The sequence below is a fragment of the Paenibacillus sp. FSL H8-0280 genome (assembly GCF_045040665.1).
In the GTDB taxonomy this organism is placed as follows: Bacteria; Bacillota; Bacilli; order Paenibacillales; family Paenibacillaceae; genus Paenibacillus; species Paenibacillus xylanexedens_A.
The window spans coordinates 4,698,574-4,722,615 of record NZ_CP150296.1 but is presented as its reverse complement, the minus strand read 5'-3'; the positions used below and the strand labels follow the sequence as shown (position 1 = coordinate 4,722,615).

General features: G+C 45.6%; 25 protein-coding genes and 3 tRNA genes. 23 read left to right on the top strand and 5 right to left on the bottom strand.

Annotated features, from left to right (window positions below; translation table 11 throughout):
* Window positions 1-20: 20 nt before the first annotated feature.
* From MHI12_RS20740 to MHI12_RS20705, 8 genes are all read left to right on the top strand, one after another.
* Window positions 21-94: transfer RNA gene (locus MHI12_RS20740), tRNA-Met, on the top strand.
* Between the two features lie 56 nt (window positions 95-150).
* Window positions 151-224 (top strand) — tRNA-Ile (locus tag MHI12_RS20735).
* A 182-nt stretch (window positions 225-406) separates the two neighbouring features.
* Window positions 407-829 (top strand): hypothetical protein, encoded by a 423-nt coding sequence (locus MHI12_RS20730; RefSeq protein ID WP_036614795.1) that lies wholly within the window; start codon window positions 407-409, stop codon window positions 827-829.
* A 235-nt stretch (window positions 830-1,064) separates the two neighbouring features.
* On the top strand, window positions 1,065-2,621 hold the full coding sequence (locus tag MHI12_RS20725; RefSeq protein ID WP_341008176.1) for a tetratricopeptide repeat protein: 1,557 nt from the start codon (window positions 1,065-1,067) through the stop codon (window positions 2,619-2,621).
* A 138-nt stretch (window positions 2,622-2,759) separates the two neighbouring features.
* Window positions 2,760-2,927: a hypothetical protein gene (locus tag MHI12_RS20720; RefSeq protein ID WP_307534362.1), complete on the top strand. Its 168-nt coding sequence runs from the start codon at window positions 2,760-2,762 to the stop codon at window positions 2,925-2,927.
* Between the two features lie 175 nt (window positions 2,928-3,102).
* A complete protein-coding gene (locus tag MHI12_RS20715) occupies window positions 3,103-3,777 on the top strand; it encodes a hypothetical protein (protein WP_405170195.1) in 675 nt (224 codons plus the stop codon).
* Between the two features lie 116 nt (window positions 3,778-3,893).
* Window positions 3,894-4,016 (top strand): sporulation protein YjcZ, encoded by a 123-nt coding sequence (locus tag MHI12_RS20710; protein ID WP_083679583.1) that lies wholly within the window; start codon window positions 3,894-3,896, stop codon window positions 4,014-4,016.
* 159 nt (window positions 4,017-4,175) lie between these two features.
* Entirely contained in the window at window positions 4,176-4,505 is a 330-nt protein-coding gene (locus MHI12_RS20705; RefSeq protein WP_405170194.1) for a DUF1904 family protein, read from the top strand.
* Window positions 4,506-4,544: 39 nt separating this feature from the next.
* Here MHI12_RS20705 and MHI12_RS20700 read toward each other — a convergent pair whose 3' ends face one another.
* Both MHI12_RS20700 and MHI12_RS20695 read right to left on the bottom strand, forming a co-directional pair.
* On the bottom strand, window positions 4,545-5,768 hold the full coding sequence (locus MHI12_RS20700) for an MFS transporter (protein WP_405170193.1): 1,224 nt from the start codon (window positions 5,766-5,768) through the stop codon (window positions 4,545-4,547).
* Between the two features lie 140 nt (window positions 5,769-5,908).
* A complete protein-coding gene (locus MHI12_RS20695) occupies window positions 5,909-6,097 on the bottom strand; it encodes a DUF6199 family natural product biosynthesis protein (protein ID WP_051447369.1) in 189 nt (62 codons plus the stop codon).
* Window positions 6,098-6,410: 313 nt separating this feature from the next.
* On the opposite strand from MHI12_RS20695, the gene MHI12_RS20690 reads away from it, so the two are divergent.
* Both MHI12_RS20690 and MHI12_RS20685 read left to right on the top strand, forming a co-directional pair.
* The gene (locus tag MHI12_RS20690; protein WP_405170192.1) at window positions 6,411-7,559 is read left to right on the top strand and encodes an ATP-binding protein; all 1,149 of its coding nucleotides are present in this window, start codon (window positions 6,411-6,413) and stop codon (window positions 7,557-7,559) included.
* Window positions 7,560-7,667: 108 nt separating this feature from the next.
* A complete protein-coding gene (locus tag MHI12_RS20685; RefSeq protein WP_405170191.1) occupies window positions 7,668-8,150 on the top strand; it encodes a DNA-entry nuclease in 483 nt (160 codons plus the stop codon).
* A gap of 194 nt (window positions 8,151-8,344) precedes the next feature.
* Here the strand turns inward: MHI12_RS20685 and MHI12_RS20680 are convergent, their stop codons facing one another.
* A complete protein-coding gene (locus MHI12_RS20680; RefSeq protein ID WP_405170190.1) occupies window positions 8,345-8,569 on the bottom strand; it encodes a hypothetical protein in 225 nt (74 codons plus the stop codon).
* Between the two features lie 207 nt (window positions 8,570-8,776).
* Here MHI12_RS20680 and MHI12_RS20675 point away from each other — a divergent pair, with 207 nt between their 5' ends.
* From MHI12_RS20675 to MHI12_RS20665, 3 genes are all read left to right on the top strand, one after another.
* Window positions 8,777-9,226, top strand: a complete 450-nt coding sequence (locus tag MHI12_RS20675; protein WP_047843724.1) for a general stress protein — start codon at window positions 8,777-8,779, stop codon at window positions 9,224-9,226.
* 236 nt (window positions 9,227-9,462) lie between these two features.
* Window positions 9,463-9,548: transfer RNA gene (locus MHI12_RS20670), tRNA-Leu, on the top strand.
* 376 nt (window positions 9,549-9,924) lie between these two features.
* Window positions 9,925-12,846, top strand: a complete 2,922-nt coding sequence (locus tag MHI12_RS20665; RefSeq protein ID WP_405170189.1) for an insulinase family protein — start codon at window positions 9,925-9,927, stop codon at window positions 12,844-12,846.
* A 152-nt stretch (window positions 12,847-12,998) separates the two neighbouring features.
* Here MHI12_RS20665 and MHI12_RS20660 read toward each other — a convergent pair whose 3' ends face one another.
* Window positions 12,999-13,706: a helix-turn-helix domain-containing protein gene (locus tag MHI12_RS20660; RefSeq protein WP_017687366.1), complete on the bottom strand. Its 708-nt coding sequence runs from the start codon at window positions 13,704-13,706 to the stop codon at window positions 12,999-13,001.
* Between the two features lie 250 nt (window positions 13,707-13,956).
* Here MHI12_RS20660 and MHI12_RS20655 point away from each other — a divergent pair, with 250 nt between their 5' ends.
* The 5 genes from MHI12_RS20655 to MHI12_RS20635 all read left to right on the top strand — a co-directional run bounded on the left by MHI12_RS20655 (window position 13,957) and on the right by MHI12_RS20635 (window position 17,780).
* On the top strand, window positions 13,957-15,177 hold the full coding sequence (locus MHI12_RS20655) for a MalY/PatB family protein (protein ID WP_405170188.1): 1,221 nt from the start codon (window positions 13,957-13,959) through the stop codon (window positions 15,175-15,177).
* A 240-nt stretch (window positions 15,178-15,417) separates the two neighbouring features.
* Window positions 15,418-16,086, top strand: coding sequence for a uracil-DNA glycosylase (gene ung, locus MHI12_RS20650; RefSeq protein WP_047843722.1), 669 nt, complete (start codon window positions 15,418-15,420; stop codon window positions 16,084-16,086).
* 19 nt (window positions 16,087-16,105) lie between these two features.
* The gene (locus MHI12_RS20645) at window positions 16,106-16,525 is read left to right on the top strand and encodes a hypothetical protein (protein ID WP_017687369.1); all 420 of its coding nucleotides are present in this window, start codon (window positions 16,106-16,108) and stop codon (window positions 16,523-16,525) included.
* 421 nt (window positions 16,526-16,946) lie between these two features.
* Window positions 16,947-17,531, top strand: coding sequence for a TIGR00730 family Rossman fold protein (locus MHI12_RS20640; protein WP_017687370.1), 585 nt, complete (start codon window positions 16,947-16,949; stop codon window positions 17,529-17,531).
* A gap of 120 nt (window positions 17,532-17,651) precedes the next feature.
* Window positions 17,652-17,780 carry a hypothetical protein gene (locus tag MHI12_RS20635; RefSeq protein WP_255319930.1) on the top strand — a complete coding sequence of 43 codons (129 nt, stop codon included), beginning with the start codon at window positions 17,652-17,654 and terminating at the stop codon, window positions 17,778-17,780.
* 217 nt (window positions 17,781-17,997) lie between these two features.
* Here MHI12_RS20635 and MHI12_RS20630 read toward each other — a convergent pair whose 3' ends face one another.
* Complete coding sequence (locus MHI12_RS20630) at window positions 17,998-18,264, bottom strand: hypothetical protein (RefSeq protein WP_036614763.1); 267 nt, start codon at window positions 18,262-18,264, stop codon at window positions 17,998-18,000.
* Window positions 18,265-18,495: 231 nt separating this feature from the next.
* On the opposite strand from MHI12_RS20630, the gene MHI12_RS20625 reads away from it, so the two are divergent.
* The 5 genes from MHI12_RS20625 (at window position 18,496) to MHI12_RS20605 (ending at window position 23,917) form a co-directional block, all read left to right on the top strand.
* Window positions 18,496-19,233 (top strand): glycerophosphodiester phosphodiesterase, encoded by a 738-nt coding sequence (locus MHI12_RS20625; protein WP_405170187.1) that lies wholly within the window; start codon window positions 18,496-18,498, stop codon window positions 19,231-19,233.
* 271 nt (window positions 19,234-19,504) lie between these two features.
* A complete protein-coding gene (locus tag MHI12_RS20620) occupies window positions 19,505-20,560 on the top strand; it encodes an iron ABC transporter permease (protein ID WP_074095820.1) in 1,056 nt (351 codons plus the stop codon).
* Between the two features lie 2 nt (window positions 20,561-20,562).
* Window positions 20,563-21,594, top strand: a complete 1,032-nt coding sequence (locus MHI12_RS20615) for an iron ABC transporter permease (RefSeq protein ID WP_074095819.1) — start codon at window positions 20,563-20,565, stop codon at window positions 21,592-21,594.
* A gap of 44 nt (window positions 21,595-21,638) precedes the next feature.
* Window positions 21,639-23,354, top strand: coding sequence for an ABC transporter ATP-binding protein (locus tag MHI12_RS20610; protein ID WP_076328068.1), 1,716 nt, complete (start codon window positions 21,639-21,641; stop codon window positions 23,352-23,354).
* Between the two features lie 233 nt (window positions 23,355-23,587).
* Window positions 23,588-23,917 (top strand): hypothetical protein, encoded by a 330-nt coding sequence (locus tag MHI12_RS20605; RefSeq protein ID WP_405170186.1) that lies wholly within the window; start codon window positions 23,588-23,590, stop codon window positions 23,915-23,917.
* Window positions 23,918-24,042 lie beyond the last annotated feature (125 nt).

Below are 24,042 nucleotides of genomic sequence, written 5' to 3'. Positions count from 1 at the left end.
TGTTTTAATATTTTTACTGACGCGGGGTGGAGCAGCCCGGTAGCTCGTCGGGCTCATAACCCGAAGGCCGCAGGTTCAAATCCTGCCCCCGCAATTTAGTTTCACTTGGATGATTCACAGCCATCATCTGCACGTTATACATTATGTCTAGGGCCCTTAGCTCAGTTGGTTAGAGCGGTCGGCTCATAACCGATTGGTCACAGGTTCGAGTCCTGTAGGGCCCATACTCTTAAAACCCTTGCCTAGCAAGGGTTTTTTTCTGTCTGCATGTAAGCTCTGGAGTAAAAGGTATCTTGTTAATGGTGTCTTTCTAGTATGCCCTTTTTTTCGAATCACGATGTATGTCCATGCCATATCTCAAATCTCGCATATACTACCTTATCCCAACCCATAGGAGGTAGATTTCATGAGTCAATTTCTTGATGCAAGAACATCTCAGAATGCGAGTTTGGCTAACTCTATCGCAATACCAATCCTGGTTATTAATACACCACAATTATTCGGTCAGATTGGTCTGCAAACAGCAGGAGCAGGGGCAAACCCACGGGTACAATTCAAAGGAACGGTGTCTGTGCAACTTCCTTTGGCGCTCGTTGGTGTAACTATTACGATTGTTAGGGGGACTTTGGCTACGGACCCTGTGATCTATTCCGCAACGTCTACGTTTAGCTTGAGTGTCCTTGCACCTCAGATTATTACGTTCTCTGCAGATGACTTCAACCCGCCTATCACGCCTCAATTGACGTACACTGCATTTATCAGTTCCAACTTGCTCGGTACGATCCGTGTAGGCCCTGAGAACTTTGATGGAGCCGTGTATTCCGACTAATGTTGAGCGTCCTTGCCTAAGTAAACTAGATCAATAGTCTCTTAATTGAAAGGCCTCAAGGACCTGCCCTCAAAAGCAGGTTTTTTTTCTGTTGAAGGGGAAAACTGAACTTCATCGAGTAGGTAGGGTTCTATGATATAATGCATTACAGAGAATGAATGGTATTGGACATAAAATAATACGTGAACATCTGAGAAACGTATGAAATTAGTGATAGAAAGCAGGTTTCCGTTTAATGACGTCAAATGAAAGTCAACGTTTTCGTTACAGTGAAGCTCCGGTATGGGATTGGCAGAGAGCTTATTATGAGCAGAAGGGGCTACAAGCTTGGACAGAGAACCAAGTCCCTCAATATATTACCAGTAATCCGATGATTGCCACGGCGTATGCAGAGATGATCTTTGGTTTTCTTCAGGACCTTTCGAACAAAGGAAAGATCAACGAGACCGTAACCATTCTTGAACTTGGAGCGGGTGTAGGGCGCTTGGCACACCAAATTCTCCTGAAACTGCTTGAGTTAAAGGAATTTGCTGGAATACAGTTACCGCCTTTCAGATATGTGATGACAGATCTCGTAGCGGAGAATGTGCTGGGTTGGCAGGAGCATCCATCCATGCAATCCTTTATTCAACAAGGTATAGTGGATTTTGCACGTTTTGACGCTGTAGCGGATACGGAATTGAATCTGGTCGTTGCTGGAACGGTTATTCGGCCCGGTGATCTGGAACAACCGTTGCTGTTGATTGCTAATTACTTTTTTGACAGCATTCCGCAGGAATTAATCTACATTGGGGATGGCGAGATCTATGAGTGCGATCTGCTTGTTCAGTCTCCGGATCGTCGTCTTGATCTTGAGCCTGCTGAGATGCTGAAGAACATGACGCTGAGTTATGAGTATCGCCGAGCGCCGGAATACAGTGCGGATAACTATCCGTATCAAGAACTTATCACATTGTACAAAGAGGAACTGGAGGATTCGCACATTCTGTTCCCTGCAATTGGGTTGTCCTGTCTCGAACGGTTGAACAAGCTGTCACAGTCAGGTTATGTGTTGATTACTGCTGATAAAGGGGATCATCGCCTGGATAACTGGAAGTTCGCAGAGCCACCTGAATTTGTTCTTCACGGGAGTTTTTCTCTAACGGCTAACTACCATGCGATTCAATATGTTCTTGAACAACAGGGCGCTCATACTCGATTCACGACACATCATTATAAAGATCTGAATGTTGGGTGCATGTTAATGGTTGAAGAACCCATCAGTTATGTGAACACACGTCTGGCCTACCATCGATTTGTTGAACGTTTTGGACCGGATGACTTTTTCAGCATGAAACAATGGGTAGACTCTCGAATAGAGAGTATGGAGTTAAAGCATATTTTACCGTTTTGGCGTCTGGGTGGATATGATGCTGAGTTCTTGATTCACAGTGCTACCCACATTTCCAGTCTTCTTCCTGATGCAAGTGATGAGGAGATGCTTGATATTCAGTCTGGTATTCATACGATGTGGTCGTCCTACTATGTGATGGAGCAGCAAGGGGGTCTCGCATTTCTGGCAGGGCAGCTATTATATGAGATGTATATGTATGAGGATGCAAAACGGTTTCTGGAGATATCATTGGTTGCAGATCCGAGTAACCATAATCCAGCCGTCTTGTACGATTTGGCTGTGTGCTGTTATGAACTTGAACTGGAAGAAGAAACCCTGTCATATACCCATAAAGTACTGGCTCTGGAACCTGATCATGAAGAGGCAGCAGCGTTGCTCCAGAGTTTCGAGTTGATCTGAACGGGACAATTTTAGTTTGTCTCCTGTATGTAAAATTTTGGTTATGGTTGTATATGAAATTGAAACTTATTTGGGGTGTAATCGTATTAATGGGATATTCAACCAATCATTACTATAGTACATAAAGGAGACAGAGCTATGAAGAAAATGTTATCCGTTGCATTATATCCACTTGCTTGGGTGTTGGGGGCACTGAGTATTTTATCTGGAAATGCAAACAGTGTCCTATTGGTGAAAGATATCGCTACAGATCGAAGCTATGACGGGCAGGCTATATATGATAGTATTGAACGTAGAAATGCCTAACTACATATCATTCAACTGTAAAGGTAATTGTTTCACCGAGCAATAACATGAGAACCAATTACTCTTGAAGCGAAGTGCGTTGAGCAGGAATATTACCTGTCCGTACAACCTTTAAGCCGGTTTCGTACCTTATTCAGGTATGAACCGGCTTTTATTTATGAATGGGGGATACCAGATGAAGATTATCATTGGACAACCGAGGCTCGAACAGGATTTGTTGCAGCTTGAAGCCGAACTCAAGCAACACCCGGATGCAGATGTATTGCTCTTTCCTGAAGGTTATCTGAACCAGAATGTCAAAGACGCTTGCCGCCTGGCGGCTGAATATGGAACCATGATTGTATCAGGTCATCGCAGGTTGGACGAACGTCCAAAGGACCGATCGATCATCATCAGTACGGCTGGAGAGATTGTATTGGAGAAAGCTAAATATACACCTGCTGAGACGGTTGAGGAACAGGGTTGGGTAATAAGCACTTTGTTGTGTGATGAGCTAGTCCTGCAAGGATTTCGCAATGAGAATATAGGGGATGTGGACATTGTGATGCATTCCATTGGTGTGGGCATGTTCAGTGAAGAGCAGTACGGTGAGTGGGTCGAAGAGGCTCGGCAGATCGCCATGAAGCATCAATGTATTGTCATGGGGACTAGCCATGCGGATGGTTCGTACCGTGATAGCGAGATCTCCATTCCGATCGCCTATTGTATAACACCTGATGGAGAGGTTGTTCTGGCATCCCGAAGTGATACACGTACTCGTACAATCCTTCTGGACAGAGGAAATACAGACCCTTCACCTCAGGAGTCACAAGAAAAACAACTGAAAATCTCCATCGCCCCATCTGGTTAAGTTACCGGGCATGAATCCCAGATGAATGGGCTGATGAACTTGCCGATTCGCCCGGTCACTTGCGCGGAATACGCATATGTTATGGCATACCTTGAAATTCAAAGGAGGCCAATCAAATGAGTCAAGTTGGATACGGTTGTGGCAATGTTGGTGGATTCGGCGGTGGATGGACTTCCACAAGTGCAATTCTCGTGCTCTTCATCCTGCTTGTGATCATCACAAAATCTTTCTGGCTGTAAGTCACGTATAGAAACGTGCAAACAGTGGCTCCGCTGAGACTTCAGCGGGGCTTTTCCTGTTTATAAGAAGCAACATATGCCATCCATGACATTTGACAACTGAAAACAATGTGCTTAAAATCACATAAGAGACTATTAACAGAGATTGAAGGGATAGCAATGCCGTTTATTCGCTTTAAAGGATTCACAGGTCCTCAGCTAGAGGAAGTTGTACCCCAAATTACAGAGCAGATGGCCCTAATTACTCATATTCCAAAAGAGAGAATGAAGGCAGAGCGTCATGATGTACAAGCGCTAACACCTTCTCCGGCTTCTATAGAGATTCTGATGTTTCAACGTGACCAGGAGATTCATAATCGGATTGCATCGTCGGTGCAAGCTATTTTGGAAGAAGCATACATGCCGGATGTGCATATTTTCTTCAATATATTGTCACCTAATTTGTATTATAAAAAAGGCAGGCCGCTGACAGATTATCGATTGGATTGAGGTTGTGAGGGACGAGCAGATGTTGCTCGTCTTTTTGATTTACATATTTTTCGTATGCTTAACAATATGCTCGTTTCTGTGCACCCGGTTCAACGATATAGAGCATATCGCAGACACGATAAACAAGGCTCCACCGATAAGGTATACCCATCGAACGTCTAGTAGATCGACGACTAGACCGAAGATGACGATGGATACACTCATAACCGTGGAGATCAGGACGCCATGTGCGGCGTATACCTGGGACAAGGATTCAGCGGGCACACTTCTCTGAAACGCTGTCTGTTGAGGCATATCACGAATCTGGTAGACAGGGCCCATAAGTATACATAACGCCAGCGCGAGCCATGGCAGGCTGTTGAGGCCATAAACGATGGTCATCAGGCTGAGGAGAAGAGAACCCATGGTCATGCTGGCGATCAAGTGCTTCTGAATCCGTTTGGCCAGAGCCAGAGCCAGAATACCTCCAAGCATGGTTCCAGCAGCGTAACTCGAGTTCATGAGTCCCCACCAACCTTCTCCTCGTGCCAGAGCTTCTTTCGCAAAGGCCAGCGTAATCGCTCCGATCCAGATGGACCCCGCAAGAGCTTGGGCGATGTCCATAAGTGTGATAAGTCGTAAGGATGGATTCTTCCAAAGCATGCTCCAGCCTTTTCGCAGTACATTCCGTGTGACGATCGACTTCTCGGGTTGTTCTATATCCTGTGTGAGCGATCCAAGGGCAATTAGGAAGATCAGAACGGCCCAGGACAGGCTTGTAGCTGCCCAGAAGGTCTGTGAAGCTCCCCAGTTCATCACGGCAAATCCCGTCATGGCGAACCCGACAATGGTCACCGTCTGATTGGAGAAAGAGAGGAGACTATTGGTCTTCACCAAATCTTCTCCCTGAACCAACCGTGGCGTTAAAGTATCCAGTAACGGAGATTCCCAGCCTTCCAAAAAGGATAGAATGACAACCCCGATCAACAGAAGTGGCAGTTGTGTGGTCAAGTGGTTCAACGAAATCGCTATCCCAGTCATGAGGAATGCTTTGGCTACGGGAATACTGATCAGTAGTCTGGAGAATGAGAAACGCTTCACAAGTAATGGTAAAGTAAATCCTGCTGTTATGCGTGCGATGATCCGAATGAACGGAAACATGGCAGCATAGAGTACCGATCCAGTCTGACTATAAATAAACGTAGTAATAACCATGATATATATGACATTAATGAGTGAGAGCAGCGTTTTGGCGGCCCAGTACGGATAAAATGCGATGTTCATGCCAATGATGTCCTTTCCGAAACGATATATCTATATTACGGGCATTGTCATCATTGCACCACAAACAAAGTTATCATTTTCCCGTCATTTCACCACAAAAAAACTGCCCAACAGGGCAGTCATCTTCTAATGCCTATAGTTCATGCCATAGCAAGTGTGAAGGCGATGAGCAACATCAGCAGGCTGGTCGTTCTGACCATAGTCATATATGGCCTGCTGGGTTCGGCTTCGCCCCGGGAAATCCAGCCATAGCGCAGATACCAGCCGAATTTTGGGAAACAGAGATTGATGATACAGAGTACCATGAATATAAAAAAGAGGGTTCTCATACCCATCTTCCTTTCTCACTTACATAACGGATCTTATCTTAACGTTTGCGTCTGGTAAAAAAGACTACAATCAAAATAATAATGATGATAATTAACAGAAATTTCATGTATGTTCCTCCTGGTGAGTAGTTAGGTTATTGTGGAATGTTAGTTATCAACTATTACCCATAAACCACATGACTTGAATAACTATGTTACAATTAAAATATATTGATTTAATATCAACACATTCCGACTGGTTAGTTTTCTCTCCTTATAATGTACGATTGCAGAATATATAAACATTAATGTGTGTGAGATGAAGGAGGAAGGCATGAGCCAACATAATCAACTCTCATTACAATGGGAATTTATCATCTCGAAAGTGAAATCCTCCGTGACGGTGGTCGATGCTACCTTGCCTGAGCTTCCGCTCATGTATGTAAACGAACACTTTACCCAACTGACAGGATACACGTATGAAGAGTCAGTCGGACACAATTGCCGATTTTTGCAAGGGCAGGATACAGACCCCGAAACGGTAATGCAGATTCGTGATGCATTAAAGAAACAACAATCCATTAAGATTGATATTTTAAATTATACAAAAAGTGGTCAGAAGTTCTGGAACGAACTGAATATTGATCCGATCTTTAATGAATTCGGAGAGTGTTTATATTTTGTAGGCATTCAATACGATATTTCAGAACGGAAGTATGCCGAACAGCAGTTGAAGTTTGCAACTTCCATGGCTGAGATGAACAGCAGAGGGCAATTGGAATTCATCGGCAAGCTGAATCACGAGCTACGTACCCCGCTTAACGGCATTATGGGCATGATCGAACTTGCCAGTATGGGTGAAACTACGGATGAGCAGACAGAATATCTGGAGCTTGCACGTCAATCAGGTGAGGCGCTGCTGAACATCATTAACAATAGCCTGGATATGGCGAAACTGGGCAGAGGCAAAATGGATGTTGAAAACATTGAGTTTCAACCTCTGAAGCTGATTCAACAGATTGTGAAGACACATGAGCCTGCGGCACGGAATAAACAAATTCGTCTGCTCTGTCATGCTGATCTGAATGTTCCTGATGTGCTTATCGGTGATCCGCTAAGACTTCGGCAGGTACTGGATAATTTGCTGAGTAATGCGATCAAGTTCACGGAACAAGGTGAAGTGCAGTTACAGGTGGATGTGAGGCAACAACTGATGGATACCGTTGTATTGGTATTCTCTGTACGTGATACGGGAATTGGCATTCCTCAGCATCAGATCGAACAATTGTTTGATGCATTTACCCAGACTGACATCTCCCATGCGCGCCGATTTGGCGGAAGCGGTCTTGGTCTGACCATCTGCAAAGAACTGCTGGAACTGATGAATGGTCAGATTTCTGTGGAGAGTACCGAGGGGAAAGGCACACAGTTTGAGGTGACACTGCCCTTGCTGCGCCAACAGGCCATTCCCAATGTAGGATAATAATCAAGCAGGACAGCCGGGCGGTCTCGGCTGTTTTTTTATTTTGTTGGATTGTTTTACGAACGGGCGTTCTGTTATAATGCAAGTGTTGAATGGGGGAGACACAGCATGAGTAAGAGACGCACAAGAAGAAAGCGTAAAGGTAAGCAAGGTTTCAAAAAGCAGGTTCTGACGCTGGTAGCGATGCTGCTGGTAGCCCTCTATGCCTGGGCTGGGGGCGAATGGCCCGAGGAGATACCTAATCCATTCGCTGTGACTAATAAGAGTGTTGACCATACCATTACGTTCCCTTCAGAGCGTTATCCCGAAACAGCCAACCATATTAAAGCTGCTATCAAGGCAGGGCATTCGGATGTATGCACCATTGATCGTAATGGAGCGGAAGGCAATCGGGATTTATCACTTAAGGGTGTTCCGGTCAAAAAAGGTAAGGATCGTGACGAGTGGCCCATGGCGATGTGCGCTGAGGGAGGAACAGGTGCAGATATCCAGTACATTACCCCGAAGGATAATCGTGGTGCAGGTTCATGGGTAGGGAATCAGTTAAGTACATATCCAGATGGAACACGAGTGAAGTTTGTAGTGAAGTAACAACAGGATATGGTTGGGCAGAAATAAGGATTGTAAGGCCTTTGTTGTGAGGTCAGTGGAAGCGTGGTACAGGAAAAGTAGAAGAGAAAAACCAGACGTGCATGCGTCTGGTTTTTTGGTATAAAGTGCTGGTATAAATAGATCTAGTTAACGTATCTATACGGGAACTGGAGTTTCTAAGATTACAGAGCCGACTAAACGAGTTGCATTCCGCTTAAATGATGAGACCGGATGCTTAACAGACGTGTAACATGTTCAACCTCATCAAACGGTATCCACAGACTGCCGTGAACCGTACGTAAGGAAAGGATGGATGTATCAGCGGTATGCTCGGGAAATCCAGTTACCGTCTGACCGCTTGTATTACGAACCATGATCTGTTGTTTGCGCCGGATGGCAATTTCTACCTCTTTTTTCATAAGTCATTGCTCCTGATTGTGAGATGTTAAATCCATATGTCAATGTTTTCAATGGTTAATTTGTCTTCTTTATCTAGTCTATCAGAACTAGGTATAGATTTCCAGAAGAGAAATCAACATTCTTCTAGGTGATTTGTCTTAGCTGTGGATGATCCGTTTTTGAATGAGGATTACGGGGTTATATTAGGGTAAAAGGAGGGGAACGGAATGACACAATTGATTATTGGGCTGGCCCGTACCGAGAACGAGGCTATAATTATGCTGAATAAGGTGAAAGAGGAAGGCATCAAGGATAAATATTTGGGAGCGGTGGCGAAGGAACAGCTCAATCTGGAGCTGGTGAGCGAAAAGACGGGGCTGCCCAAACCTTTGAAGGGTGCCGGAACAGATGGTGCCTTTGGCGCTCTGAAAGGCATATTGGCTGGTCTGGGGAAGCGAATGGATCAGACGATGTCGATCGGAAATGCAGTGCGCAGACTCGCTGGTAATGAGATTGGAAGTGAGACCGATGATTTGGTGCTTACACTGACTGAAGCGGGGATCTCGGAGGAGGATGCGCGGTATTACGAAGATTGGCTGTTAAAGGACCATATCTTGGTTATCGTGGAGTGTAGTGAGGAAGAAGCGGCTCGTGTTCGACCCATTTTACTTTTTTAGTTTAATTTAAGGCTGATTTTAGGTTTCTTTAATGTTGGGGAGGTATTCTTATCTCACACCTCCCTTAATATAGATTGGTTTACCGGAAGTCCGGGACCGCAACTCGGACTTTCTAGGTACTGTGAGCTGACGCTTGCAGTGCCTGTTTCATTTTTTTTATTATTTTTAATAAAAGTGTTGCAAAGTTAATTAATTCATGGTAAGATATTTCTTGTCGCCAAGAAATACATAATCCTGCCGGGGTGGCGGAATTGGCAGACGCACAGGACTTAAAATCCTGCGGTAGGTGACTACCGTACCGGTTCGATCCCGGTCCTCGGCATCTTAAAAAGAAAGATCGTATGACGCTTGTTAACCAAGCTGCATGCGATCTTTTTTTGTCTTCTTTAATATGAATGTCACGTCACTTCATAGTTGACCACTTCACCTGCAGCTCATAAACATAAACCCTGCATAATACATATCAGAAGGTACATTTACCTGACTTTTATGAAGAGACGGAACAATGGTGTATACTATCCGTAGGCATATATTACCTTTACCTTGCTGAACGATATAGGTTCAACTACACATGTACACGATAACGGAGAGGACAGCTGTTGTTCTGTCATCGGAGTGCCCGTGTAAATAAACATATTTGAACTTATGTAGAGTCACAAAACCAATAAAACAATCTTATGGACGGAGGACTCAAGTTTATGTTGAAACAGCTTAAGCCATACAAGGTGTTACAGGAGCGCAGAATCGAAGAACTGAAATCGGATGCGTATCTGCTTGAACACCAGAAATCCGGGGCCAAAATTGTACTTTTGTCCAATCAGGATGACAACAAAGTATTCAGTATCGGTTTCCGCACACCTCCGGAAGATGATACAGGGGTAGCCCATATTCTCGAACACTCCGTGCTCTGTGGGTCCAAGAAATTTCCGGCCAAGGATTCTTTTGTTGAGTTGCTGAAAGGTTCATTGAATACATTCCTTAACGCCATGACGTATCCCGATAAGACGATCTACCCGATCGCGAGTCGTAATGATCATGACTTCCATAATCTGATGGATATTTACCTGGATGCAGTATTGAATACAAATATTTATGAGAATGAAAAGATATTTCTACAAGAAGGCTGGAACTACAACCTGACCTCTGCTGACGATGAGTTAACCTACAACGGAGTTGTATATAACGAGATGAAGGGTGCCTTTTCTTCACCGGAACGAATGGTGCGCAGAGAAGTGCTGAACTCCCTTTTCCCGGATACCACATACTCCTCCGAGTCTGGCGGATTCCCGGAAGCTATTCTGGATCTAACGTATCAGGGGCTGCTGGATTTCCACACGAGATATTATCATCCTTCCAACAGTTACATCTATCTCTACGGCGATATGGATATGGAAGAGAAGCTGCAATGGCTCGATGAGAACTATCTGAGTGCATATGATCGAATTGAGATTGATTCGGCGATTCAACTTCAACCTGCTTTTGCAGAACGGGTAGACACGGTTAAGACTTACTCTGCGGGAAGTACGGAATCGGAAGTGGATAACAGCTTCTTAACCTATAACGCGGTGATCGGCACAAGTCTGGATAAGGAACTGAACATCTCGTTCCAAATTTTGTTATATGCACTGCTGAACGCTCCGGGAGCGGTACTGAAGCAGGCGTTGCTGGATAAGGGCATTGCGAAGGACGTCTACGGTTCCTATGATGACAGTCTGTATCAACCTGTATTCACTGTGGGACTGAAGAAGAGCAATCTGTCTAGCAAAGAGGATTTCCTGGGAACGGTCAAAGAAGTGCTTGAGCGTGTGGTAAAAGAAGGTTTTGATCCTAAAGCGCTACTCGCAGGGATTAACTCATATGAGTTCAATCACAGGGAAGCGGACTACGGCAGAATGCCGAAGGGCTTGATCTACGGATTCTCCTCCCTGCAAAGCTGGTTGTATGATGAAGATGCACCTTTCACCCATTTGGAGGCCAATGACGTATTTGCTAAGCTGCGGACAAAAATGAACGAAGGTTACTTCGAGCAACTCATTGAGAAATATATTTTGCAGAACACGCATACTTCCTTTGTAGCCCTGACACCGGACAAAGGGTTGAATTCACGCAAAGAAGAAGCGTTGAAAGAACGTCTGAAAACTATTCAGGCCGGTCTTAGTGAGGAAGAAGTTCAGACGTTGATTCAGAAAACGGAGGCACTCGCCGAGTATCAGAATACACCTTCAACCAAAGAACAGCAGCAGGTCATTCCGACGTTATCGATTGAAGATATTGAACCGAAGGCCTCTACGTTGCATCAAACGGTGAACCAGGTCGACGGCATAACCATTCTCCATCATAACCTTTACACGAACGGAATTGGTTATCTGAGACTGCTGTTTGATATCAAAGAAGTGCCACGTCATCTCCTGCCGTATGCAGGATTGCTCAAGAATGTATTGGGTTACGTGGATACTCAAAACTACTCGTTCAATGAATTGTCCAATGAAATCCATATCCATTCAGGTGGTATTCATAGCGGGATTGGATCTTATGCTAACGCGCATAAGCACAATGAATTCAAGGCTACTTATGAGTTCAACGCGAAAGTGTTGTATGACAAGCTTGGATTTGCCTTTGATATGATCAAAGAAATTGTGTTCACATCCCAATTCGATAATTCGAAGCGGTTGTATGAGATCATCTCTCAGATGAAAGGTAACCTGCAACGTAATCTGATCAACAGCGGACACTCTGCGGGCATTGGCCGGTCTTCGTCCAAACATTCAGCGGTTGCGGATTTCAGAGAAGCTGTGAGTGGTATTGCCTTTTACCAGTGGCTTGAGGATCTTCAGGCGAATTTTGAGGCTAGAAAAGAAGAGTTATCTTCCAGTCTGCAAGAGTTGACGGGGTATATATTCAGACCGGAGAACTTGCTTGTTAGTTACACTGCCGATGAGCAGGGATATGAAGGACTGGAGCAACAGGTATCTGATCTGAAAGCGAAGCTGTTCACACATGAGGTTGCCAAGGAAGAATTTACATTCACACCGGCTACTCATAAGGAAGGATTCCGTTCCCCGTCAGAAGTGCAGTACGTGGTGCAAACGGGCAATTATATCAACAAAGGATATCAATACACCGGTTCACTACGGGTCTTGCAGGGAATCCTGTCTTTGGATTACTTGTGGACGAATATCCGCGCCAAAGGCGGAGCTTATGGCTGTATGTCAGGCTTCAGACGGAACGGAGACAGCTACGTTGCATCGTATCGTGATCCGAACCTGGATAAAACGTACAAAGTATATGAAGAAATACCACAGTATTTGAACGATTTCCGGGCAGACGAGCGGGAGATGACGCGTTATATCATTGGTGCGATCCAGGATCTCGATACGCCGAGAACGCCTTATGGCGAAGGAGCTTTCTCTCTGGAGTGTTATCTGTCGAATGTGACTGAAGCGGATCTGCAACAGGAACGTGACGAAGTGTTAAGCACGAAGGAAAGCGACATTATCGGTTTTGCTGAGCTTTTATCGGCCATACTTGAACAGCAACAGCGCTGCGTAATTGGTAATGAGAACAAGATTGAGGAACAGAAGCAAATGTTTGACGAAACGCTGGATTTAATTAAAAACTAAGCGTTAGTCTCGTTTATTCCACGATCCAATAAGCGTCAAACGCGAAAGGCACTTTTATGAGCTGGTTTCAACAGCTTATAGAAGTGCCTTTTCTAATGGGGAGGGACTGTCTCCATCCATATGATATGAGAATGTGTGACACGCTGCATTGTTCAGGTGACAGCGAGCATGTTGTATATTTTCAGGGTCCGCAGATCTTCCTTTGAGATTTTTAATTCATTATATAACTCCTGATTCTCGGGCAGCGGGGTTCTGGAGAATAACATTTTGAGCGCGATAGGCATGAAAGGTCTGAAAGAGACACCAGCCATCAGTCCCCATTTTTTCTCCGATTCCTGAAAAGATGCCAGAATATTAATATATAGGTTCTCCAGCGGCGTGGCCTGATTTTTCAAAATCAGCGTGGTGAGTGTATCATAATGCTCGGTGTGGCCCCAATACATATTCTCGCACTCCTGGTAGTTCTCAAAATCCTTCACATTCATATACATCACGGTGCGATAACGGTTGGCATCCGATTGAGCCATCATGTCAATGACACAACGAATGAGACTGTTGTTACGCCCGTCATAGAAGTAGGAATAGAAACGTGTGGAGTTCTTGAAAAAGCTGGACGGGACCGCATTCATCAGGGGAGATGCATGCCTTGGTTCTTGGTACAAGAGTTGCTCCACCTGAATGTTGAGCGCGTTCGCAATATGATGTAACGTGACGAGATCAAGTGTAATATCTCCGCTCTCATATTTGGATAGCGTACCTTTGCTCTTGAAGATCTGATCCGCAAGCTGTTGAATGGTCAGCCCCCGCCACTTCCGAAAGTTTCGTATTTTCTTGCCAACTTCCTGATTGATATTGTTCATAACCGGTTCTCCTTATGCCAATGTTTCTTGAGAGTACGTGAAAATGATGAAAGTCATTCATAAAAATGATGTTATATGAGAAATATATCACTTTTTCACGGAAATACCTATTTTGGAGAAACAATAAACTTCATTTGTTTCGTCAGAATAGATTGTATTGAATTTGATGCAATTCCTGCGTCATGAAATAATAGGTGTAATACGACATGAAACGACAATGAAAAGTAAAGCAGATAGAGGAGCAGAAGCTATGAAATATAACTTTGATGAGATTATAGACCGCACAGGTTCAAATGCCATGAATACGGATGGTTTCCGTCAATATATTTTTAACGCGTCAGAAGATATGACTTTTCCATTCAAGGATGAAGAATTTATTCGCATGTGGATTGCAGATATGGAATTTGCCACACCTCCCGAGATTCTGGATGCAGTTAAGGAGCGTCTGGACCGTAGAATTATGGGTTACTCCCAGGTGTTTGATCCGGCATACTATGAAGCTGTCTCGAATTGGATGAAGAGATACTATGACTGGTCCTTCCCGAAGGAACATTTGGAGACCTCGAACGGGATCATTCCCGCTTTATATGAATTGGTGGAATATATCTGTCAATCGGATGAGAAAGTACTGATCGTGACCCCGTCTTATGGTTTCTTCAAGTCAGCTACGGAGCATAACAATCTTGAACTGGTATGTTCGGATATGATCAACGAGCAGGGGCGTTACTCGATTGATTTTGAGGATTTTGAAGCCAAGGCCAAGGACGAAAAGGTAAGGGTATGTATTTTCTGTAACCCCCATAATCCGTCTGGACGCGTCTGGACAACGGAAGAGTTACAACGTGTGGGTGAGATCTGCCTGCGGAACAATGTATGGGTCATTTCAGATGAAATTCACTGTGATCTGCTGCGGACTGGAGAAAGACATACGCCACTTGCAAAGCTGTTCCCGGATACGGATCGAATCATTACATGTATGTCCCCGAGCAAAACATTTAACATGGCTGGTCTGATGTTCTCCAATGTCATCATTCCGAATAAGGTACTTCGAGACATCTGGCAGGCACGCCATTATGGTTTCAAAAACCCACTGAGCATCGCTGCCACTCAAGCGGCTTACGAAACGGGTGATGAATGGCTGAAACAATTAAAAGGGTATCTAGACGCCAATTTCGCCTGCGTAGAACAGTATGTGAAGCAACATCTGCCACGGGCTGTTTTTCACATCCCGGAAGCCACGTATCTGGCCTGGATCGATATCTCGGCATATGCTCCACAAAATGTAAGTTTACCTTTATTCTTCGCTGAGCAAGCGGGTGTATTGCTCGAAGATGGTCATATGTTTGTAGCCAATGGTGAGGGTTGTATTCGGTTGAATCTGGCTTGTCCCCGTTCTGTTCTTCAGGAAGGATTACGGAGAATCAGCAGTGTGCTTGTGAAAGAAGTCGAAGAGGTACCCGTACAAGTATAAAGTCATCAAGTCACCACGCAATAGCGAGGTGACTTTTTTGTATAAGTATACTGAGTGTAGCAAAAATACGATTTTTTTTGAGGTGGACTTATACCTGATGCGCAATTCTGGTCTGCTGTCCCCGGTTATGTTAAAATGGTGGATAGTCTATGAGTTGCATGACATGCGGCTCTCAGAAGGAAGAGCCCAGTAGTTGGGCTGAACGAAACTGCATTCACCAGGGGAAAGGAGCCTATACATATGTTTGGAAACGATTGGGACAAGGTGCTTCAGGAAGAGACGGAAGCCGAATATTTTAACAAGATTCGTTACACTCTCGCCGCTGAGTACAAAACACAGACGGTCTTTCCGCCCAAAGAAGACCTGTTCTCCGCATTGAAGCTGACGCCATATCATCAGGTTAAGGCTGTTATTATTGGTCAGGACCCTTATCACGGAGCGGGACAAGCTCATGGATTAAGTTTTTCGGTTAGACCGGGGGTACGTGTACCGCCTTCTCTGAAAAATATATATAAGGAACTTCAGGCGGATCTGGACTTGCCAATTCCGAATCATGGATCTCTGGTTCATTGGGCACAGCAGGGAGTCCTGCTATTAAATGCTGTTCTGACGGTCCGTGAAGGTCAGCCTAACTCTCATCAGGCACTAGGGTGGCAGACATTTACGGATGCTGTCATTCGCGCGCTGAATGAACGTTCAGAGCCGATGGTATATATGCTGTGGGGCAGTCATGCCCAGAAGAAAGGTGCATTTATTAACAGGGACAAGCATCTGGTGCTGGAGTCTACACATCCCAGTCCGCTGGCTGCGCATCGTGGATTCCTCGGCAGTCGTCCCTTTTCCAAAGCCAATGATTTCTTGACCTCCAAAGGTATTGAACCGATTGATTGGAAGATACCTGAAAACTAGACAGATGGAGGTGAGAACATTGCGACATTGGATAGGACGAAAAGTAGCGGTATATCGTGCAACAGGCATACGGGAGCCATTGAAGGGAACGCTGGTTGAGTGGGATGAAGAAGCGGAATGTGTGCGGATCGGACCGAAACGGATTAAGGTATCGTTTGACAATATCGCAATGATCAGACCTCTTCCCGAAGAGAGTCTTCCCTTAAAGAAAGCACGTTCTGAAGTGCACAAGGTTGGATATGTGATGAAAAAGGCGATTCAGTTCGAAAATGCGATCTATTTCAAGTCGCAGGTTATGATTTGGCGCCGGGCCAAAATTGTAGCGTTATCCACGACGATTCTGCGTCATGACGAGGATCAGGTTGAACTTGCAGATGGTCGGGTTCTTCGTAAAGACAAGCATATGTTTGTCGTACGTTCACGCCGTGGGATACGTTAGTTATACGAAGATTTAATATTCATTTCATGCAAAGATCATACGGATTTAATGTTTGGTCTGTATATTAGGTAGTAACAACCCCTTCTAAATTGATGTGTATTGAAATGGGAGCCCGACCGGCTGCAAACGGTCGGTTTTTTTTTGTCCATTGGTTCTGTTAACCTGTTGTACATACCCATAACATTCCTGTTGTATACTATTAAAATAGAAAATTGAACTAAACATTTACACGAGAACGTAGAGGGCAGAAATAACCTGAAGAAGCGAAGCGTTCGCCTTTATCAACAGATTTTCACCTTTGTAAAATTGAATCAAAAAATCTGGGGATAACAGCGATCGGAAGGTTGTTCTGTCATCGAAGTGGCAAGTGTAAATATTCTTTAGTTCAATCTAAAAAGATCATGAGAAGGAGTGAGACCCAATGAAACGTATAGCTGTTTTTGCAGGCTCCAATCCGGGAAATCACCCCGATTATACAGAGAAGGCTGTCCAACTGGGCAAACAGATTGCTGATAGTGGTTATGCACTGGTCTATGGTGGTTCTTGCATGGGCTTGATGGGTGCAGTAGCCGATGCTGCTCTTGAGCAAGGGGGAGAGGTAATCGGGGTTATGCCTACCGGATTGTTCCGGGGCGAGGTTGTTCACGGAGGGCTCACACAACTGATTGAAGTGGGAACCATGCATGAACGGAAGGCTACGATGGCTGAATTATCCGATGGATTCATTGCACTTCCCGGAGGCATGGGTACATTTGAAGAACTATTCGAGGTACTGTGCTGGGCACAGATCGGTATTCATCGTAAGCCTGTCGGTTTATTGAATGTCAACGGATATTATGGACCGCTGATGAAGATGGTAGAACACAGCGTACAGGAAGGATTCTCCAACACCTCCCATCTCAGCCTGTGGAGTCTGGAAGCTGATCCGGCTGAACTGATCAAACAAATGTCATCCTATATTCCTGCAGAGCTGACTCAGAAGTGGTCACAACTCAACGGGAAATGAGTGTATAAGAAGACGGGCCTGTACCCACTCGTTCCTCGGGAGAATTTTCGATCTGCCCAAGCAAGTTACGCTATCGGACATAGTCTATAGTGTACTTCGATGAAGAGGGGAGTGTCATTGATGAGCGAACTCAAAGGTACAGGTTACGGATATTGCGGAGGCTTCGGTGGTGGAGCATGGACATCAACAGGTGCAATTCTGGTATTGTTCATTCTGTTGGTTATTATCTCTCGCACATTCATTCTGTAATTCGGTCAGTATCCCGGGACGGGGATCACGCTGCAGAGGCAGCGCCCGAATAAAAAATGACCTTTCCAAAGAGACGCTGGTATATGCCGGCGTTTCAGGGGAACGGTTTTTTGACGTTTCCAGCATACGTAAATAATTGAAAAAGCAAAAACCTGCCCCTGAATAAGGTCAGAAGCAGGAGAGAGCCTCCTGAGCCATTAGCTGCGCAACAAGCAGCTTACACCACAACAGCAGTTTGATCCGGATTACTTAACGATTTCCAGGCGATATATAGCCCGATGGCGGCTGCAATTAAGGAGAGTATTGCTGCAACAATAGCCAGCTGATCCAGTGTGTTGGGTGAACTGGAGTTAAGAGAACGCTGATTAGCCGTCTTGCCGGATTTGTTTTTGATATGGACAGATGATCTGGAAAGCCTGGAAGCCGACTGTAACTGGGATGTGTGAGGACGCGTAGGTATCGATTTTTTCTTTGAGGGATTCAATAGTCAACCTCCTTATAACGGAGTTCAGTGCTTCCATCGTTCATACTATGTTATGTCGATTTTCAGATTGAGTTCGCAAAAATGAGTGAATCCCCAGCCCGTTAGATGTTGAACCCGGTCGCTAGTATCAGCGGAACAGGCAACCCATTATACGCTCTGTTAATACAGGTCTAACAAACGGTGTTTATAGTAAGGATCATAGAGTGAAGCTTGAACTCAGGAGGCGCTGGAATGAGGAAAATGGAGATTATTGCCCACCGTGGTGCATCTGCCGTATGCCCGGAGAATACGATGAGCGCTTTTGAACGAAGTCTGGAGCTTGGAGCAACAGGTATTGAAACCGATGTGCAGATGACGAGTGATGGCAGGCTGGTACTGATTCATGATGAGACGTTAAGCCGAACTGGCGGCGTAGAAGGTTGGGTTAAGGATACGACTTACGATCAATTGCGCACACGGGATGCCGGGTCTTGGTTCCATGTTGATTTTACCGGGGAACGTATTCCTTCTCTGGAGGAGTTATTCAAGCTGGTACAGGGGAAAGGAACACTGCTTAATCTGGAGTTGAAAAATGGTATTGTGAGTTATAAGGGGATGGAAGAGAAGCTCATACAAGCGATCCGGGACTGGAATCTGGAGCAACAGGTCGTGCTGTCCAGCTTCAATCATGCTTCGCTCGTGAGATGTAAACGTCTTGCCCCGGAGATTCGTACAGCACTTCTATATATGGAAAAGCTGTATCGTCCCTATGATTATGCCGCCAAACTCGAAGCTTCTGGCCTTCATCCCTACAAGCTGGCAGTCACACAAGAAGATGTTGCTGCTGCACTGGCACATGGCATTGTTACCTATCCATTTACGGTGAATGATCCTGCCGAGATGCAGGCCATGATTGACATGGGTGTGCAAGGAATCATTACCGATGTTCCGGATGTCCTGGCATCCTTACTTACGGTACATGCCCGTTAAATGAGTCTGTATTTTACATGTTCTACATAGGCAATGATAAGGCTGTGTTCGAGCTTTTTGGCTCTTGCGCAGCCTTTTTGCGTGTGAAATTGTGTGCAAATCTTCATATATGCAATAAACATGTCCTATTTGTCCATTGCCAGAGCCCGTGGATTCACTTACAATGGTCTATGGGAATGAGAATCAATATCATTAAAGTTCGGTATTATAGAGAGGTGATTGTTATGTACATAGGTTTGAGCAGCTCCACTCATAACGAGGGTGGGCGCGTATGAATTCACAAGCTTCACCAGAAAAACATAATCCGGATTCACCCACAGCGAAGATACACACTCGTCCGTGGGCAGCGACACTTATTCTTACAGGGGGAGTTTTGCTACTCGCTCTGGGTATGGCGTTGTCCATTTCATTTGGCGCTGCTGATATTAAGCTTAGTGTAGTCTGGAAGGCTATCTTTGATTTCAATCCTGAGCTGACTCCCCATCAGATCATATGGGAGATTCGGTTACCACGTATTCTTGGGGGAGCAATGGTAGGTGCATGTTTCGCTGTAGCTGGGGCGATCATGCAGGGCATGACTCGTAACCCGCTGGCCGATTCAGGTCTGCTTGGGTTAAATGCGGGAGCTGGATTTGCGCTTGCAGTTTGTTTTGCCTTCTTCCCTGGATTGCCATTTATGTATATCATCATGTATTCCTTCCTTGGGGCAGGGCTTGGTGTCCTGTTGGTGTATGGTTTTGGTGCAGCTTCCAAATCGGGTCTTACACCACTACGCCTTGTACTTGCAGGTGCGGCTGTATCAGCGATGTTGTCGGCACTCAGTGAAGGGATTGCATTGTATTTCAGAATTGGACAAGATCTGGCTTTCTGGACGGCCGGTGGTGTAGCCGGAACGAAGTGGTCTCAACTTGAGGTCATGTTCCCCTGGGTACTCGCGGCACTGATCGCAGGTCTTCTCATCTCCCGTTCCATTACTCTGCTTAGTCTCGGAGAAGATATTGCGGTAGGCTTGGGGCAACGTACTGGGCTGATCAAGCTCATAGGCCTGATTGTTGTACTGATTCTTGCGGGTACCGCTGTGTCCGTGGTGGGTGCGGTCGGTTTTGTTGGACTCATCATTCCCCATCTTACGCGGAAGCTGGTTGGGGTCGATTATCGCTGGATTATTCCATGTTCCGCTGTGATGGGCAGTTTGCTGCTTGTATTTGCGGATCTGGCTGCACGTATGATTAACCCGCCGTACGAGACGCCAATTGGCGCATTGGTTGCCCTCATCGGGGTACCATTCTTCCTGTATCTGGCGCGTAAAGAAAGGAGGACTCTGTAACGATGGAATCCTCAACAATAGTTGGAGCAGAGCGCAAGAAGAGAACCAAGAGTACGATTGTTCTCATTGTGCTTGCCCTATTAATTATTACGGCTTTTGTGGTGAGCATGAACACAGGTTTTACCAAGCTTTCGCCGCTTGAGGTGATGCGAACCCTGTTTGGTGGAGGCACGGCGAAACAGGAATTGATCCTGTTTGAATTCCGTCTGCCACGTATTGTGATTTCGGTGCTGGTCGGGGCCGGACTTGCGTTATCTGGTTGTATTTTGCAGGGCGTATCTCGGAATGCGTTGGCAGATCCGGGGATCCTCGGGATTAACGCAGGTGCTGGTCTGGTCGTCATGTTATTTGTTTCCTTTTTCCCGACAACGACAGCAGCGCCGGTATTTCTTTTGCCAATTCTGGCCCTGATCGGTTCCGGTTTTGCTGCATTTCTGATCTACATTCTCTCTTACAAAAAAGGAGAGGGTATCCTGCCTACGCGTATGTTGCTTACAGGGATCGGGGTAGCGGCGGGAATCAGTTCTGCCATGATCGTGCTTACGTTACGGCTTAGTCCGGAAAAGTATCAATTTGTAGCTACCTGGATGGCAGGCAGCATCTGGGGTTCGAACTGGAAATTTGTAACGGCATTGCTACCGTTTCTTATTATTCTTGTCCCGCTAGTTCTGTATAAGGCACGTGTATTGAACGTACTGAATCTGGGGGACCAGACGGCAAGCGGACTCGGGACTCCGGTTGAGCGTGAGCGACTGATTTTGCTTGCGGCTGCTGTAGGACTTGCCGGCTCATGTGTATCTGTGAGTGGGGGGATCGGTTTTGTGGGTCTAATCGGACCGCATTTGGCACGTCGTCTGGTGGGTCCAAAACATCAATTCCTTTTACCCGCATCTGCACTGATCGGTTCATTGCTCGTACTGGTTGCAGATACGCTGGGTCGTGTCATCCTGCAGCCTTCGGAGATTCCTGCGGGGATCCTGGTTGCCATTATTGGTGCGCCATACTTCCTGTACCTCTTAAGCAAGACGAAATAGAACGTAATCATCATTGTGTGATTGCATAAGGAGGACTTCAGTCCATGCTTCGCCGTTTCTTTGCCTATTACAGGCCTTACAAAAAGCTCTTTATTCTTGACTTCAGTTGTGCGATTTTAGTCGCCCTGCTGGAGCTGGCTTTTCCACTAGCGGTCAACCGGGTAGTCGATGATCTGCTGCCAGGCGGCCGCTGGGACTGGATTCTATGGGCGTGTCTGGCATTGCTTGGCATCTACTTATTGAATTCATTCCTGAACTTCGTGGTTACCTATTGGGGACACAAGCTGGGGATTAACATTGAGACGGATATGCGTAAAAGTCTGTTTAATCATGTGCAGAAGTTATCGTTCCGTTTCTTCGATAATACAAAAACAGGACATCTTGTGTCCCGCATGACTAACGATCTGATGGATATCGGTGAGATTGCCCATCATGGTCCAGAGGATGTATTTATTGCGGTCATGACACTGATTGGTGCATTCAGCATCATGATGAGCATTAACGGAAATCTGGCGGTGTTAACCTTTATCATCGTGCCGCTGATTATCTATCTGTCGCTCTACTTTGGTAGCAAAATGTCCAAGGCATTCAGTCGAATGTTCGGAGATATTGCGGACTTCAACGCTCGTGTAGAGAACAATATTACAGGTATCCGTGTTGTTCAGGCTTTTGCTAATGAAGAGCATGAAAAAGCACAATTTGCTGTGAACAACGGTCGTTTCCGTCAGACCAAACTAATCGCATACAAAATCATGGCCTGGAACTCCTCTGTCAGTTATATGCTGATGAAGCTGGTATCCCTCTTTGTCCTGGTATGCGGAACTTGGTTTGTCATTCAAGGCAGTATGACCTACGGTCAGTTCATTGCATTTATTATGTTGTCCAATGTGTTCCTGACACCGATCCAGAAGATCAACTCGGTTATTGAGACGTATCCAAAAGGGATTGCAGGCTTCAAACGTTATACGGAGTTGCTTGATATGGAACCGGATGTGGAAGATCGTCCAGGAGCCGTTACGGTATCCCATTTGCGTGGAGATATCCGTTATGAGCAAGTGACCTTTGGTTATTCGGATCAGGAGCCTGTGCTCAAAGGTATAGATCTTAATGTGCATGCAGGGGAAACCGTGGCCCTCGTCGGTCCATCGGGTGCAGGGAAAACAACGCTGTGCAGTCTGCTGCCACGATTCTATGATGTGCTGGAAGGTCGCATCACGATTGATGGTCAAGAGATACAGGACATGACGCTGGACTCTTTGCGCAGTCAGATCGGTATTGTACAACAGGATGTATTCCTCTTCGATGGAACCATTCGCGAGAATATTGCCTATGGCAAGCTGGATGCATCTGAAGAAGAAATCTGGATGGCTGCCAGACGTGCACAGATGGAACCTTTGATTCAATCGATGCCGGAAGGGCTGGATACGTTAATTGGTGAACGCGGCGTGAAGCTTTCCGGTGGACAGAAACAACGCTTGTCCATAGCCCGTATGTTCCTGAAAAACCCACCAATTCTGATCCTGGACGAAGCCACATCCGCGCTGGATACAGAAACGGAAGCAGCCATTCAACAATCGCTGGCTGAGTTGTCCGAGGGCCGGACCACCCTGGTTATCGCCCACCGATTGGCTACGATCAAAAATGCAGACCGCATTATTGTCGTTGCCGAACAAGGCATTACGGAGCAGGGACGTCATGAAGAATTACTCGCAGCAGGTGGGGTGTACAGCCGCCTTCACTATGCGCAGTTTGGCGCGTAAACCTATTCGATGTGGATGTAACAATGTAAATATGAGAAGTAACGCCATCGTTCTTGACTTGGAAGGAGTCAGGACGGTGGCGTTATTTTCTTTTTTATGATTAGGGTGTTAGTCTGAGGTGCAACGTTGTTGCCTGCCTGTGATCATGGATATGTAAACGGGTAATATAGTAAAGAGAACGCTTAACGTGTAGGATATGTTCATCATCTTGCAAGATGTAGGAGGTACATGATATGCAGTTGAACGATATGGTGAAAATTCTTATAACCTGTCTATTATTTATTCTGATTTGGTGGCTACTGGCTCAAGGGATTCGCAAACTTTCCAGTACTCGTGCGGGGTCCGGTTTTCAACGCTGGGGTGGATGGTCCATTGGACTTTTCATTGTTGGCGCCGTGCCACTCGGTTTTTCGCTATACACAGAGATCTTTGATAAGCGCCTGGATGCCAACATCGGGTTAGGGCTTGCCATGTTTTTTGTATGGGCTTATTGTGTGATCTTGTTGTGTGCGGCTTTGGTGGTATGGGGAAGGTACGTGTACAAAAGGGATATAAAGAAGTGAATGGTTTAATAACCTGTTTACGATGGTCACATCTGCATGCTTGGACATAAGGAAAGGCTCATGACCGAATTCGTATAGAGAATTCATCATGAGTCTTTGGGTTAGTTTATGAGTACATACTGGAA

Coding starts and splice junctions, on each gene's coding strand:
- MHI12_RS20675 (WP_047843724.1), top strand. CDS start 8,777: ATGACACAATTGATTATTGGGCTGGCCCGTACCGAGAACGAGGCTATA.
- MHI12_RS20730 (WP_036614795.1), top strand. CDS start 407: ATGAGTCAATTTCTTGATGCAAGAACATCTCAGAATGCGAGTTTGGCT.
- ung (WP_047843722.1), top strand. CDS start 15,418: ATGTTTGGAAACGATTGGGACAAGGTGCTTCAGGAAGAGACGGAAGCC.
- MHI12_RS20685 (WP_405170191.1), top strand. CDS start 7,668: ATGAGTAAGAGACGCACAAGAAGAAAGCGTAAAGGTAAGCAAGGTTTC.
- MHI12_RS20710 (WP_083679583.1), top strand. CDS start 3,894: ATGAGTCAAGTTGGATACGGTTGTGGCAATGTTGGTGGATTCGGCGGT.
- MHI12_RS20610 (WP_076328068.1), top strand. CDS start 21,639: ATGCTTCGCCGTTTCTTTGCCTATTACAGGCCTTACAAAAAGCTCTTT.
- MHI12_RS20620 (WP_074095820.1), top strand. CDS start 19,505: ATGAATTCACAAGCTTCACCAGAAAAACATAATCCGGATTCACCCACA.
- MHI12_RS20640 (WP_017687370.1), top strand. CDS start 16,947: ATGAAACGTATAGCTGTTTTTGCAGGCTCCAATCCGGGAAATCACCCC.
- MHI12_RS20700 (WP_405170193.1), bottom strand. CDS start 5,768: ATGAACATCGCATTTTATCCGTACTGGGCCGCCAAAACGCTGCTCTCA.
- MHI12_RS20725 (WP_341008176.1), top strand. CDS start 1,065: ATGACGTCAAATGAAAGTCAACGTTTTCGTTACAGTGAAGCTCCGGTA.
- MHI12_RS20625 (WP_405170187.1), top strand. CDS start 18,496: ATGAGGAAAATGGAGATTATTGCCCACCGTGGTGCATCTGCCGTATGC.
- MHI12_RS20695 (WP_051447369.1), bottom strand. CDS start 6,097: ATGAGAACCCTCTTTTTTATATTCATGGTACTCTGTATCATCAATCTC.
- MHI12_RS20605 (WP_405170186.1), top strand. CDS start 23,588: ATGCAGTTGAACGATATGGTGAAAATTCTTATAACCTGTCTATTATTT.
- MHI12_RS20655 (WP_405170188.1), top strand. CDS start 13,957: ATGAAATATAACTTTGATGAGATTATAGACCGCACAGGTTCAAATGCC.
- MHI12_RS20705 (WP_405170194.1), top strand. CDS start 4,176: ATGCCGTTTATTCGCTTTAAAGGATTCACAGGTCCTCAGCTAGAGGAA.
- MHI12_RS20690 (WP_405170192.1), top strand. CDS start 6,411: ATGAGCCAACATAATCAACTCTCATTACAATGGGAATTTATCATCTCG.
- MHI12_RS20615 (WP_074095819.1), top strand. CDS start 20,563: ATGGAATCCTCAACAATAGTTGGAGCAGAGCGCAAGAAGAGAACCAAG.
- MHI12_RS20660 (WP_017687366.1), bottom strand. CDS start 13,706: ATGAACAATATCAATCAGGAAGTTGGCAAGAAAATACGAAACTTTCGG.
- MHI12_RS20720 (WP_307534362.1), top strand. CDS start 2,760: ATGAAGAAAATGTTATCCGTTGCATTATATCCACTTGCTTGGGTGTTG.
- MHI12_RS20665 (WP_405170189.1), top strand. CDS start 9,925: ATGTTGAAACAGCTTAAGCCATACAAGGTGTTACAGGAGCGCAGAATC.
- MHI12_RS20635 (WP_255319930.1), top strand. CDS start 17,652: ATGAGCGAACTCAAAGGTACAGGTTACGGATATTGCGGAGGCTTCGGT.
- MHI12_RS20680 (WP_405170190.1), bottom strand. CDS start 8,569: ATGAAAAAAGAGGTAGAAATTGCCATCCGGCGCAAACAACAGATCATG.
- MHI12_RS20715 (WP_405170195.1), top strand. CDS start 3,103: ATGAAGATTATCATTGGACAACCGAGGCTCGAACAGGATTTGTTGCAG.